The sequence below is a fragment of the Mesorhizobium sp. LNHC232B00 genome (genome assembly GCF_000502435.1).
Taxonomy (GTDB): Bacteria; Pseudomonadota; Alphaproteobacteria; order Rhizobiales; family Rhizobiaceae; genus Mesorhizobium; species Mesorhizobium opportunistum.
In genome coordinates, this window is the sequence record NZ_AYWP01000011.1 from 75,806 (window position 1) to 88,373 (window position 12,568).

At 60.7% G+C, this 12,568-nt stretch carries 16 protein-coding genes; 5 read left to right on the top strand and 11 right to left on the bottom strand.

The features are described from left to right. Nucleotides 1-38 precede the first annotated feature (38 nt). The 4 genes from X743_RS152970 to X743_RS0136080 form a co-directional block, all read right to left on the bottom strand. Nucleotides 39-545: a ferritin-like domain-containing protein gene (locus tag X743_RS152970; protein ID WP_013531567.1), complete on the bottom strand. Its 507-nt coding sequence runs from the start codon at nt 543-545 to the stop codon at nt 39-41. A gap of 324 nt (nt 546-869) precedes the next feature. Next, nucleotides 870-3,149 carry a xanthine dehydrogenase family protein molybdopterin-binding subunit gene (locus X743_RS152965; protein WP_023766235.1) on the bottom strand — a complete coding sequence of 760 codons (2,280 nt, stop codon included), beginning with the start codon at nt 3,147-3,149 and terminating at the stop codon, nt 870-872. A 3-nt stretch (nt 3,150-3,152) separates the two neighbouring features. Beyond that, nucleotides 3,153-4,175, bottom strand: a complete 1,023-nt coding sequence (locus X743_RS152960) for a xanthine dehydrogenase family protein subunit M (protein WP_023766236.1) — start codon at nt 4,173-4,175, stop codon at nt 3,153-3,155. 1 nt (nt 4,176) lies between these two features. After that, nucleotides 4,177-4,794 (bottom strand): (2Fe-2S)-binding protein, encoded by a 618-nt coding sequence (locus X743_RS0136080; protein ID WP_031257802.1) that lies wholly within the window; start codon nt 4,792-4,794, stop codon nt 4,177-4,179. Between the two features lie 195 nt (nt 4,795-4,989). Between X743_RS0136080 and X743_RS152955 the strand changes: the two genes are divergently transcribed. Together X743_RS152955 and X743_RS152950 are read left to right on the top strand one after the other, a co-directional pair. Then, entirely contained in the window at nt 4,990-5,307 is a 318-nt protein-coding gene (locus tag X743_RS152955) for a hypothetical protein (RefSeq protein WP_013894164.1), read from the top strand. A 31-nt stretch (nt 5,308-5,338) separates the two neighbouring features. Continuing rightward, nucleotides 5,339-5,782, top strand: coding sequence for a PPC domain-containing DNA-binding protein (locus tag X743_RS152950; RefSeq protein ID WP_023766239.1), 444 nt, complete (start codon nt 5,339-5,341; stop codon nt 5,780-5,782). A 15-nt stretch (nt 5,783-5,797) separates the two neighbouring features. On the opposite strand, the gene X743_RS152945 is transcribed toward X743_RS152950, so the two are convergent. Then, nucleotides 5,798-6,406, bottom strand: coding sequence for a cysteine hydrolase (locus tag X743_RS152945; RefSeq protein WP_023766240.1), 609 nt, complete (start codon nt 6,404-6,406; stop codon nt 5,798-5,800). 729 nt (nt 6,407-7,135) lie between these two features. Here X743_RS152945 and X743_RS152940 point away from each other — a divergent pair. Further along, on the top strand, nt 7,136-7,555 hold the full coding sequence (locus X743_RS152940; protein ID WP_023766241.1) for an HD domain-containing protein: 420 nt from the start codon (nt 7,136-7,138) through the stop codon (nt 7,553-7,555). A 47-nt stretch (nt 7,556-7,602) separates the two neighbouring features. On the opposite strand, the gene X743_RS0136085 is transcribed toward X743_RS152940, so the two are convergent. The 5 genes from X743_RS0136085 to X743_RS152920 all read right to left on the bottom strand — a co-directional run bounded on the left by X743_RS0136085 (nt 7,603) and on the right by X743_RS152920 (nt 9,988). After that, nucleotides 7,603-8,031: a DUF427 domain-containing protein gene (locus X743_RS0136085; protein ID WP_031257803.1), complete on the bottom strand. Its 429-nt coding sequence runs from the start codon at nt 8,029-8,031 to the stop codon at nt 7,603-7,605. 139 nt (nt 8,032-8,170) lie between these two features. After that, entirely contained in the window at nt 8,171-9,067 is an 897-nt protein-coding gene (locus X743_RS152935; protein WP_023766243.1) for an alpha/beta hydrolase, read from the bottom strand. Further along, nucleotides 9,064-9,246 carry a hypothetical protein gene (locus X743_RS152930; protein WP_031257804.1) on the bottom strand — a complete coding sequence of 61 codons (183 nt, stop codon included), beginning with the start codon at nt 9,244-9,246 and terminating at the stop codon, nt 9,064-9,066. The genes X743_RS152935 and X743_RS152930 overlap by 4 nt, the downstream gene beginning before the upstream one ends. Before the next feature lie 96 nt (nt 9,247-9,342). Further along, a complete protein-coding gene (locus X743_RS152925; RefSeq protein ID WP_023766245.1) occupies nt 9,343-9,537 on the bottom strand; it encodes a DUF2934 domain-containing protein in 195 nt (64 codons plus the stop codon). Nucleotides 9,538-9,748: 211 nt separating this feature from the next. After that, nucleotides 9,749-9,988 carry a hypothetical protein gene (locus X743_RS152920; protein WP_023766246.1) on the bottom strand — a complete coding sequence of 80 codons (240 nt, stop codon included), beginning with the start codon at nt 9,986-9,988 and terminating at the stop codon, nt 9,749-9,751. Between the two features lie 186 nt (nt 9,989-10,174). Between X743_RS152920 and X743_RS152915 the strand changes: the two genes are divergently transcribed. Next, nucleotides 10,175-10,894, top strand: coding sequence for a Crp/Fnr family transcriptional regulator (locus X743_RS152915; RefSeq protein WP_023766247.1), 720 nt, complete (start codon nt 10,175-10,177; stop codon nt 10,892-10,894). Nucleotides 10,895-11,009: 115 nt separating this feature from the next. On the opposite strand, the gene X743_RS15375 is transcribed toward X743_RS152915, so the two are convergent. Then, nucleotides 11,010-11,228: a hypothetical protein gene (locus X743_RS15375; RefSeq protein WP_023766248.1), complete on the bottom strand. Its 219-nt coding sequence runs from the start codon at nt 11,226-11,228 to the stop codon at nt 11,010-11,012. Between the two features lie 755 nt (nt 11,229-11,983). Between X743_RS15375 and X743_RS152910 the strand changes: the two genes are divergently transcribed. After that, a complete protein-coding gene (locus X743_RS152910) occupies nt 11,984-12,487 on the top strand; it encodes a DUF1236 domain-containing protein (protein ID WP_023766251.1) in 504 nt (167 codons plus the stop codon). The last annotated feature ends 81 nt before the right edge of the window (nt 12,488-12,568 follow it).

The following is a 12,568-nucleotide window of genomic DNA, read 5'->3' on the forward strand; positions in this document are numbered from 1 at the left end:
TGGCCGGCGCATCTGCCGGCCAGTCGACAGGAGCAGCCTTATTCCGCCGCCTGCAAGTTGATCTTGCTTTCCGCCATTTCGGTGAGCTTGCGGTCGGTCGCCTGTTCTTCCTTGAGGTTCTTGGCCAGCACGTTGGCGCAGTCAGTGCGGCCGAGTTGCTTTGCCCAGGCGATGAGCGTGCCATAGCGTGTCATCTCGTAGTGCTCGACGGCCTGTGCCGAAGCAATCAGCGCCGCATCGAGGACTTCCTTGTCGTCGACGTCGCCACTGACATCGTCGGCTTCCTCGAGAATGCCGTCGATTGCCGGGCAGTTGACCTCCTTGGCCTTGACGCCATGCAATTCGAACACCTGTTCGACACGCTCGACATGGCCTCTTGTCTGGTCGAGGTGTTTTTCAAATCCGGCTTTCAACTGCGGATCGGTCGCCTTGTCGATCATCTTCGGCAGCGCTTTCTCAATCTGCTTTTCGGCGTAGTAGATGTCGCGCAGCGTGTGCACGAAGAGATCGTCGAGTGTCTTGATGTCCTTCGAAAAGAAGCCCATGGCCTTGCCTTTCATTGTACTCGAGTTGAGATTTCAGTGGCGGGTCACCCGCCACCTATTAAGGCCGGGATCGAGTCCCGGCTTGTCTGGTCAACGTACCGGTACGGGAGGAGTTCCTGATTTTCGGGGGCAAACCGCAACCCTTTCCGACGGCCTGGGACCCCATCGACGGGGAGCTTGGCGTCGACCACGCGTCCTGAAAGAGTGCAAAAACCCCAAAGGGAAAGACTGTCGACGGGGTGAGCCGTGCGCCGGTGTTCGACGCCATGCGCCGCAGTGACACGCCCGTCACTGAAGCAGAAGAACGGCGTGAAACGGTAGGCGTCAGACGATCAGATGTTCGACCCTGATCGGCAGATCGCAGATACGCTTGCCGGTGGCATGGTAGACCGCATTTGCCACGGCGGCAGCCGTCCCAACATTACCGAGTTCGCCCAACCCCTTGACGCCGGCAGGATTGACTTCACGGTCGACTTCCGGGACCAGGATCACGTCGACCTGTTTGATGTCGGCGTTGACCGGCACCAGATAGTCCTGCAGGTCGCGGTTGACGTAGCGCGCCGTGCGTTGGTCGATCTCGGTTGCCTCGTGCAGGGCCTGACCAATTCCCCAGATCATGCCGCCCATCAGCTGGCTGCGCGCGGTACGCGTGTTCATGATCCGCCCGGCGGCGAAGGCACCGACCATGCGCGGCACTCTGATTTCATGGGTATGGCGGTTGATGCGCACTTCGACGAATTCGGCGCCGAAGGCATATTTCACCGAATCCTCATCGCCTTCTCCTCCATGGAATTCCGGCTGTCCGGCATAGAGCTTGTTCAATGCTTCCGGTGAGGCGCCCTTGGGTGCAAACTCGGCATATTCCTCGATGGCGCCGACCTGCATGGCCTTGAAGACATCGGCGAGCTTCGCCGATTTGCCGGTTTCGGCGACGATCTTTCCATCGGCCATATCCAGCTTCGCGTTGCCTGAGCCGGCCAGAGGCCCATCCTTGCCAGCTGCCGCCGTGAACAGTTTCTCGCGAACGGCATCGCAAGCCTTCATGACCGCCGAGCAGACACTGGCCGTCGAAATCGATCCGCCTGACACGGGAGCCGGCGGCAAGGCACTGTCGCCCATCTCGACGCTGATCTTGTCCATGCCGACCCCCAGCCTTTCGGCCGCCATCTGGCCGGCGACGGTGCGAACGCCGGTGCCGATTTCATGCGAGCCGCACTGGACCCGAACCTCGCCATCGGCGGTGAGACGAACCCTGGCCGCGCAGGGTGCGGCGGCTGTCGGATAGATCGCCGTCGCGCAGCCCATGCCGACCAGCCAGTCGCCGTCACGCATCGAGCCGGCCTTGGGCTCGCGTTTCGCCCAGCCGAAGGCCTCCGCGGCCTGATCGTAGCACTTGATGAGCGAACGGCTGGAAAATGGCTTGCCGCCGATCGGTTCCTTCTGCGGCTCGTTGATGCGGCGGAACTCGACGGGATCCATGCCGAGCGCAACGGCCATTTCGTCCATGGCATTCTCTAGCGCATAAACGTAAGGCGTCTCCGGCGGCGACCGCATGTATCCAGGCGTATTGCGGTCGGCGTGGACCAATGAAACCTGAGTCAGGACGGAGCCGTAGTCGTACATGCGGGCGGTGGCGGATGTGCCGCCGACGACATAAGGGTCAGGGCGTGACGTCACCTCCCAGCCCTCATGTCCGAACGCCGTGATGTGGCCGTCCTTGCCGGCGCCGATGCGGATTCGATGCCGCGTCTCGGCGCGGTAGGTTTGTGTGCCGAAGGCTTGCATGCGGCTGACGACGCAGCGGACGGGACGGCCGATCCGCTGCGCGGCAATGGCAACGATCGCCGTGCGCGCCGTCATCGGTCCCTTCGAGCCGAAGGCCCCGCCGATATAGGGGCTGATGATCCGCACATTGGCCGGATCGAGCTTCAGTTGGCGCGCCAGCTCCACCTTCCATCCGGTCACGTTCTGGGAGGGTTCGTGTATGGTCAGTTGGTCGCCTTGCCACATGGCCGTGGTCGAAAACAGTTCGATCGGGTTGTGATGCTGGGTCGGTGTTGAGTATTTCTGGTCGATCTTCACAGCCGCATCTGCCCAAGCGGCGTCGAAGTCGCCGGCCTTGGCATCTTCCTTGAACATCGGGTTTTTGCCTGCCGCAGGCTCCATCTTCGTGCCCTTCGAATCGAAGCTGGCGCTGGGCGGTTCGTCCTCATAGTCGGCGCGGATCAACATCGCTGCTTCCTCGGCCGCCTCGAATGTCTCGGCAACGACCAGAGCGATGATTTGGCCGTCGTGGAAAATCGTCTTGTCGTGCAAAGGCCCGATCGAACTCGCGCCGGTGTTGCCGAACTTCGGCGTCTCGGTCTTGTCCATGTCGCCGTAGGTGACGATGTCCAGCACACCGGGCACCGCCCTGGCGTCTTTCGTGTGGAGCGCGGAAACCTTGCCCCGGGCGACGGTGCTGGTGGCAAGGGCGCCATAAGCGACGTTGGCCGTGGCGATGTCGGCCGGATAGCTTGCCTGTCCGGTAACCTTCAGACGGGCGTCGATACGGACAACCGGATCGCCCTGATTTTCCTTGGGAGCGGGTGCAGCTTGGTTCATGGCTCAGACCTTCATGTCCCGGGTTTCGAGCAGCGCTCGCACCAGCGTGCGCTTGCCGAGCGGTATCTTGAAAGCGTTGTGTTCTCGCGGCCTGGCGTCGGCGAAAGCGACGTCGGCAGCCTTCTGCGCCGCGGCTTCATCGAGCACCTTGCCTTGCAGCGCGTTTTCCGCCGCGCTTGCACGCCACGGCACGGTCGCGACACCGCCGAGTGCGATACGCGCGCCTCTTACCGTGTCGCCATCCATGTCGAGGGCAACCGCGGCCGATGCCAGCGCAAACGCGTAGGATTCGCGATCGCGTATCTTCAGATAGCGCGATCGGCTGCTCCACGGTGCGAGCGGTACTTCGATGGCAGTGATGAGTTCGTCGGCGGCAAGATCCGTCTCGATGTTGGGCGTCTCTCCCGGCGGCCGATGCAGCTTGGCAAAGGCAAGGGTACGCTTGCCGCGCTCGCCTTCGATATCGACAGAAGCATCGAGCGCTATCAGCGCCTGTGCGAAATCGCCATGGTAGGTGGCAATGCAGGCATCACCGGTGCCGAGAACGGCATGCTGGCGGTTGAACCCTTCCATCGCGGCACAGCCGGAGCCGGGTTCACGCTTGTTGCAGGGCCATGACGTCTCGCGAAAATACTCACAGCGCGTGCGTTGCAGCACATTGCCGGCAAGGCTCGCCATGTTGCGAAGCTGGCCACTGGCGGCCAGCTTCAGGCTGTCGGCAAGCAGCGGGCAACGACGCCTGACGTCTTTGTTGTCGGCAGCTTCCCCCATCCGGACCAACGCCCCGAAGCGGATGGCGTCACCGCCGATCCTGACCTGCCGCAAGACCGGCTCGGCAAGCGTGTTGAGGTCGAGCAATCGCTCTGGCCGCGCAACCCCAAGCTTCATGTAATCGGCCAGGTTGGTGCCGCCGGCAATAAACTGCGCGTCGGCTTCGGTCGGCGGAATATGTCGTGCATCGCGACGAGACGCCATGGTGACCGCTGCGGAGACGCTGCTTGGTCTTTCATAAACGAAGGGGTGCATCCTAGGCCCTCCTGATCTCGTCGCGCGCCTGGACGATCGCCGCAACGATGTTCGGGTAGGCAGCGCAGCGGCAGAGATTGCCGCTCATGTATTCGCGAATATCATCTTCCGACCCGGCATGACCCTCGTTGATGCAGCCGATGGCGGACATGATCTGACCCGGTGTGCAGTATCCGCACTGAAAGGCGTCATGGTCGACAAAGGCCTGCTGCACCGGATGGAGTTCTCCATCCGTCGAAGCCAGGCCTTCCACCGTGGTGATCTCGCGGCCGTGGTTCATCACGGCGAAGCTCAGGCAGGAGAGCACCCGCTTTCCGTCGACGAGAACGGTGCAGGCGCCGCACTGGCCGTGGTCGCAGCCTTTCTTGGTGCCGGTCAGGCCAACGTGATCGCGAAGAGCGTCCAGCAGGCTCGTCCGATTGTCGAGGGCGAGGCTGTAGGCCTGTTTGTTGATACGCATGGAAACCGCCGACAGGTCGCGGGGCTCCGCCGGTTTTGCGGACGCTGGCTGGGCTGCTCTTGTCGGGGAGGTCGCGAGCGGCATCGCCGCTGCCGCCGAAACAGAGGCTGTCATGAACATGCGTCTGCTCAGGCCATTGGAAGTCTTGGCGTCGGACATGGCTGGCTCCGGGCTGGCTGGGTCTCAAGCGCACCAAACCACCCGTAGAGCACAAAGTTCCCTCTTCACGTGGCTGTGACCCATTTTCTGTCGTGCCGCATCAGGCCTCATAATGCCGGCTTAAATGTCCCCGCGCTGGAACTCACCCACCGTCTTTTCGTTCAGGCTTAATCCCATCAGACAGGAGAAACCGTCATGCCACGCGGCGAGAAATCGAAATACACCGACAAGCAGGAGCGCAAGGCCGATCACATAGCCGAAGGCTATGAGAAGCGCGGGGTTTCCGAAAAGGAAGCCGAGCGGCGTGCGTGGGCGACCGTCAACAAGGACGATGGCGGCGGCAAGAAGGAAGGCGGCTCCGGCCGCGGCAAGCATACGGGTAACCCGGCAGCGCATAAGGGCGGCAGGACCGGCGGCAAGGCGTCGGCGTCGCGGTCCGCCGCAAGCCGATCGGAATCGGCGAAGAAGGCTGCGGCAACCCGCAAGCGGAACGCCGAACACCACGCTCATTGAAGGAGAGCAGACTGATGTCCGGAGAACAACCATGAAATCACGGCTCGTCAACGAAATCAGTGGCCAACGGACATTTGTCGTCGTGCTCGATCCCGGCGAGGAAGCATTCATGGCGCTTACGGATTTCGCGGCTGACCAGAAAGTCGACGGCGCTTCCCTGACCGCGATCGGCGCTTTCGAAACAGCCACCGTGGGCTGGTTTGATCCGGATGCAAAAACCTACCGCAAGATTCCGATCGACGAACAATGCGAAGTGTTGAGCGCGATCGGCGATGTTGCGCTTGGCGACGACGGCAAGCCCAGCCTCCACGTTCATGCGGTGCTCGGATTGAGCGACGGCACCACCCGGGGCGGACATTTGCTTGACGGCATCGTTCGGCCGACGCTTGAAGTCACGTTGGTGGAAGCGCCCGGCCATCTGCGCCGCAGCAAGCGCCCCGGACTGGGCGTTGCCTTGATCGATCTGGATGCTTGAGCCTCAAACCCGGCTTCAAATCCAGCTGGAGAGAAGCGTCTCCATCTCGATCGTCTCGACCTGCTGCGCGAAGCGTTGGTGATAGACGGTCAGCAGCGCGTCATGAGTTGCGTCTGAAGAACTGCATAGCGCGTCCGTGACGAGGACGACGCGATAGCCGAAATCGATGGCCCCCAAAACAGTGGCCAGAACGCACACATCTGTTTCGCCACCCGTGATAACCAGCGTGTCGATCTCACGCTCCACCAGAAGGGCCCTGAGCCGCCCTTCGAACCAGGGCGAGTAGATGTGCTTGTCGATGATTGCCGCCGGCGGGCAATAACCGGCCAATGTCGGCAACAGTTCAGTCATTTCGGGCCCGATGGACTCGATCGTCATCGAAGCCCAGCGCTCGTAATAGCGCCTCCAGGTACCGACGCCCTGCCCCGGCTTCCGGGCTGGCAGGAACCGCGTAAAGACCGTCTGTGGCGCGCGTCTTTCGACCAGCCTCTCGATCTGCGGGAGAACCCGGGTGATCCAGGGTGTTGCCCATGGAGACGGCTCGGCAAACAGCCGCTGCATATCCACGCAGATATGCATGCATCTATCGCCAAGGGGACCGTATGCCAGGCCCGGCATCGACATCAGCGCGCCTCCAAGAGGCAATAGTATGTGTCCACGACACCTCTCCCATTGCCAGCAAGACACGCAACGCCACGCGCCACGACTGGTTCCTGAGACGGCACAGGAACCGGCGCAAATGACTGGCGTTTCCGCTGATACGGATGGAGATGCTCGCATGAGACCACGCGACACGTTGGGAGGCAGTAAATCAGGCGGGACGCCAAGATGGAGCTAAGCGGAGGATGTCTGTGCGGCACGATTCGCTTCTGCGTTGGAAGCGAACCGAGAGTGCATTACTGCCATTGTGATATGTGTCGGCGGGCGACCGGCAGTGCTTTCGCGGTTCTGGCCTGGGTGCCTTCTCAAAGCGTGAGCTGGATCAATGAGGCGCCAACCTATCGCTGGTCTTCACCGATTGCCCGGCGGGGGTTTTGCTCCGCCTGCGGATCTCCGCTCAGCCTCGCCTATGATGCATCGCCTGGCGAGATCGCACTGCATGTCGGAACGTTCGACGATCCGGCTCGACTGGAGCCGCGCTACAACTATGGGTCGAGGCAGCGACTTGGCTGGGTCTGCTGTGGAATAGACCTGCCGCACCACGATGCCGAGGAACGATGGTAAGGACGCAGTGGAGGTGCACTCTAAAGAAAATCGGCTCGCCCCTGGAACAACAACCTCGGCAACCAATTTGAAACTGAGTTGCAATGCCGCTGTCGCTGGACATGCCCGCGAGCGGCCGGGACAGGCAAGATGAGCATTTTCTACCGTGCCGCCAAGATTGCGGAAGAGGTCCATGCATCGCAGAGTGACAAGACTGGGCAGCCCTATATCGAACACTGCCGGCGTGTCGTCGATGCTGTCGAAACGATGGACCAGAAGGTCGTCGCCTATCTTCATGACGTCGTGGAAAAGGGCGAGGGCTGGAGCCGGACCAGGCTGGAAGAGGCTGGCTTTGGCCCGACCATTGCTTCTGCTGTCGATGCCATGTCGCGCAGGGACGGCGAGGACTATTTCGCCTTCGTGCGGCGAGCTGCCTCGAACCCGTTGGCGCTGCCGGTGAAGCGCGCCGATCTGGAGGACAATATCTGGCAGTCGCGGCAGGTTGGGGCACCGGCTGCCAAATATGAAGAGGCCCTGCGCATCCTCGATGAGGAGTTCTCAAGGCCTTAGCGTGGTTCCGGTGTCTCGCCTCGCCCAACTTCAGGTGTCCGCGGCATTTATTCGGTGACATGGGGCGTGTGCCGCTTGTCCTCCGCGGGTTCGACATCGATCCGTGCCTTTTGCGGATCGAACGTGCCATGACGCGCAATGGCCCGCGCGGCGGTATCCGGCGTTTCGTATGCCCACATGAAATCGTCGGCCGAGCTGCCCACGGCATGGACGCGCCAATAACTTGCAGTTCCCTTAGGCGGGCTCTCGCTTGTCGTATTCGTCTTTTCGAACAGGTCGAAATAAATGTCCTCGAAAGGGATATAGAACACGGGCTCATGTCCTTCTTCCCGCAGTACTTTCGCCCGTTCTGTCGCAGCGACTATGGCGTCGGAAAATCGTACCGTCACCGTTCCGGCAAACGACTCTATGACCAATTGGCCAGCATGGTGTGTTGGATCAGCATGGTGTCCTGAAATTGCACCCGAAGCTTGCATCTGAATTCTCCTGACTACCGGTTGATGACGGGCGGATTGATGGCGGGATGGCGTTCCGGTTTCGCGATCCGTGAAAACGAAATGCACGCCGGTGGAGTGAGGTTCCGCTCCGCCAAGAAAGGCTGAGCAGCGGCGGTGCCTATCGCTTGCCGTGGCTGTCGAGGAAATTCGCCAACAGCCGCGAAACCTCTTGCGGAGCTTCACGCATGGGGAAATGCCCGACGGCATCCAGCACCAACCGCTTGTAGGACGCGGTGAAATGCCCCTCCAACCCGTCGGAAGATCGAGGCAACACCACGCGGTCATCGCCGCCATGAAGCGTCAGGGTTGGCACGGTGATGATCTTGACCGATGTCGCCTGGCGGGCGAGTTCGGCATAGCGAGGATCGGGCTCGGCTTCTTCCCACCGGACCCGATAGGAATGCAGCGTGACTTCAGCCCAATCCGGGTTTTCGAAGGATTTAGCCACTTCATCGAAGATGGCATCGTCGAACCAGCCCAACGGGCTCCAGGTATCCCACTGGAATCTGGCGAATTCCTTGCGGTTCTTTCGCACGAACTCGGCGCCGCGCTTCGTCGCCATGAACCACTGATACCAGAATGCTTTCGCTTGTTCGGGCGATGGCGTCACCAGCTTGCCCGGTTGCCAGCCGAGCGACAACGCGGCGCAGCATTTGATGCGGTCCGGGAAAACCGACGCCAGCAGGTAGGCGATACGGGCGCCCCAATCGTGGCCGACAATTGCAAAGCGGCTGAGGCCGAGCGCATCGGCGAAGTCCAGCACATCCTGCGCCATCGCCGTGATCTCGCCCGAGCGCATGGTTTCCTTCGACAGAAACGATGTCGATCCACAGCCTCGCAGCCAGGGCGAAAATGTCCGAAAGCCGGCCTCATGAAGGGCCGGCGAAATGCGCGCATAAGTGGTCGCGTCGTCGGGCCAGCCATGCAGCAGGACGACTGGAGCACCGTCCGTCGGTCCACCGCTGAGATACGCGATGCGCAGCAGAGGGGTATCGCAATACGAGATGGAGTTCATTGGTTCGGCACTGTCGCCGGCTGGTCGCCGCCAGTCGTGGACTTGGGCCTGGCGTCCTGATCGACCTGCGGGTTCTTGTTGACGGCGTCGGTGTTGGCTTTCATCGGTTCGGTGTTGTTGTCGCATGCGCCGAGCGCAAGCGCGGTGGCCAACACCAGAAATGACAGGGGACTCCTCATGGCAATCTCCTCGGCTGATACTGGACAAACAAGGCTGCCCGACTTTGGTTGCCAACCCGACTTTGGTTGCCAGGCTGATGATGGGATGGCGAGACTTTACGCCTTCGAGCTTTTGGAGCGGTCGTCGACTGTCGGGTCGGCCTCGACCGGACCGCGTTCGGTCTCCGGGTCCTCCGCTTCTATCTCCTGCACAGCCTGGTCCCAGTGTTCCTGCTCACGTCCGGTGGGCCGGCCTTCGCGTTCCCAGATTTCGTAGGCCCGCCGTTTGATGCGCTCTTCCCTGCTGTCCATGGATCCGATCCTCCAATCCACAGGTTCCAATCCCGAACGGTATTTTTTGTTCCTCCATCGCCGTGTGGAGGCTTGCTGTCGGTGCTGCGATCCCGGGCAAGGCGTATGTGGATATGGGATGAACCCGGTTGGTTATTTTCGTACCAAGTTTTTCGATAACAGCCCGCCACAAGATTCGATGCTGCCGCGAGCCCATGCATTGATGACGCTGTCAGGCGGTCCAGGCGGCGTTGAGGGTAAGAGACGCCTCGAGTACCTGCGTCCCACCCTTGTCGCGCATTTTAAGGGTTATCTTGACGAGATCGCGGTCCGGCATTTCATCGCGAGCAATGTCATGCAAGATGCGAATTGCTTCCGCTCTTGCCTGCTCTGGGGATTCAAACAGCTGCCCGTTCTCGTCCGAGACCAGGCCATCGCCATTATAGAGATCGAAATAGTAGCGTTTCATCATGTCACGCTGAAAGCCTCAGCGTTCTAAATCCGTCGACGTGCGAATGGTTCCCCGTGCGCACTGGCGTTTGCGCGAAAACTGGCGCAGCCTGTCAAATGATAGCGTTCGTCATCTTCCGAAGGCCTAGGGTTCGGCTTCCCGACACACAGGCGATCGGCTTCCCACTTCGATCGCCCCGAGGCCGCCATGCTGGAACCACTTTATCTGCAACTTAGTCAGCATGACGATCTATCCAACGAAGAGAAGGCTCTGCTCGCCGAGACGGTCGCTTTTGGACGAGATTTTGAAAAGGGCCAGGATCTCGTCTCGACAGGATCGCGGCCAGCCTACAGCACCATGCTGCTCGACGGCCTGGCGGCACGCTACAAAGTGCTCGAGGATGGTGGCCGGCAGTTCACTTCCTTGCAAGTGCCTGGCGACTTCGTCGACCTCCATGCCTTCCTGCTCCGGAAGATGGACCACGGCATCGTCGCACTTTCGCCTTGCCGTGTCATGTTCGCGGACCACAGCAAATTGAAGGCAATCACCGAGCAGGCTCCGCACCTGGCTCGGTTGCTGTGGCTCGACACACTGGTCGATGGCGCTATTCACCGCGAATGGATCGTGGCAATGGGCAGGCGCTCAAAGACTTCGCATCTCGCCCATCTCATATGCGAACTCTTTGTTCGCCTGCAGGTGGTCAAGCGCACCAGCGGCATGAGCTTCAACCTGCCCCTTTCGCAAGCGGAGATGGCCGATGTGCTGGGGCTTTCGGTTGTGCATATGAACCGGGTGATCGGATCCCTGAAAAAGATCAAGGTCATCACCTGGGTGAATCACACAGTCACCATTCTGGATTGGGATCAGCTTGCAGAGCTTGCCGAGTTCGATCCTACGTATCTGAGCATGAACAACGAACCCAGGTGAGCGCCTTGCTTCAAGTCGCAGTGTTGCCTACCCCGTCATATGATATCCACTGACGGGCAACGTGCGGACGTATCGTCATGCCCTTCCAAGCTAACGCACACGTGGAACCGGTCTGCTAAAGGCGCACGATGGTCGCAAGTTTCAAACGCCTGCGCTGGCCCTCTGCATAGGCAAGGGCAACGGACTCGAGCTCGAACTGACGACTGTCTTGCTGGTCGCCTCCGATCACACGGACGAACCATTCGCCACACGCTTCGACGACCTCAATTCGCGGCTCGACGTCGGTCCCGCTGCATTCGAACTCCTCGTCGTTTTCGCGTTGGAGATGAGCCATCTCCTTCCTCCTGATTTGGCGAAAACATCAGCGTCCCATCGCACCAAGGTCCGGTCATTTAAATTTGATTGTGCCGATGAGTTTTGGCAGTCCCTCGGCTTTATCCCGGAACCAACCCTTTTTTGTGAAGTTTTATCCGGTGAAGGGACGATTTTTTCAGGGAGATTTTCCTATGAAACATGTTCTCATCACCAGCATGCTGGCGATCGGGCTTGGCTGTGGAACGGCGATGGCTCAACAACAGTCGGAAAGCCAGCAGGGAGCAGATACAAACTGCGCCGCCGGGGCGGCTAACTGCAAGACCGGAACGAAGACCGATGAGCAGGTCCAGGGCAAGGCCAAGATGAAGACCGATGAGCAAGCCCAGGGCAAGGCCGGCGCCACCACGGACCAGCAGGCCCAGGGCAAGACCAAGATGAAGACCGATGAGCAGGCNCCAAGATGAAGACCGATGAGCAGGCCCAGGGCAAGGCCGGCGCCACCACGGACCAGCAGGCCCAGGGCAAGACCAAGATGAAGACCGATGAGCAGGCCCAGGGCAAGGCCGGCACTACCACGGACCAGCAGGCCCAGGGCAAGACCAAGATGAAGACCGATGAGCAGGCCCAGGGTAAGGCCGGCACTAGCACGGACCAGCAGGCCCAGGGCAAGACCAAGATGAAGACCGATGAGCAGGCTCAGGGCAAGGCCGGCGCCACCACGGACCAGCAGGCCCAGGGCAAGACCAAGATGAAGACCGATGAGCAGGCNCCAAGATGAAGACCGATGAGCAGGCCCAGGGCAAGGCCGGCGCCACCACGGACCAGCAGGCCCAGGGCAAGACCAAGATGAAGACCGATGAGCAGGCTCAGGGCAAGGCCGGTGCCACCACGGACCAGCAGGCCCAGGGCAAGGCCAAGGTCCAGACCGATGAGCAGGCCCAGGGCAACGCCGGCACTACCACGGACCAGCAGGCCCAGGGCAAGACCTCTACGCAGGATAAGACTTCAACCGCTTCGATCAACAATGTGACGGTCGAACAGAAAACCCAGATCACCCAGGTGATCAAGGAAACGAAGGTCGAGCCCGTAGCCAATGTCGACTTCGACGTTTCGGTGGGCATCGAGGTGCCGCGTCACAAGGTCAGGCTGCATCGCTTGCCGGCTCGCATCGTCAAGATTGTCCCGGCTTATGAGTCATATGAGTATTTCGTACTCGCCGACGGCCGGATCGTGATCGTCGACCCGGATACGTACAAGATCGTGCTCATTCTGACCTAGCAGGATACCCCGCAGCCCGTCTTGCCCGCGGCACGACGGGCTGCGTTATTGCCATCCGGCGATCACGGGCAATTAGAAAGG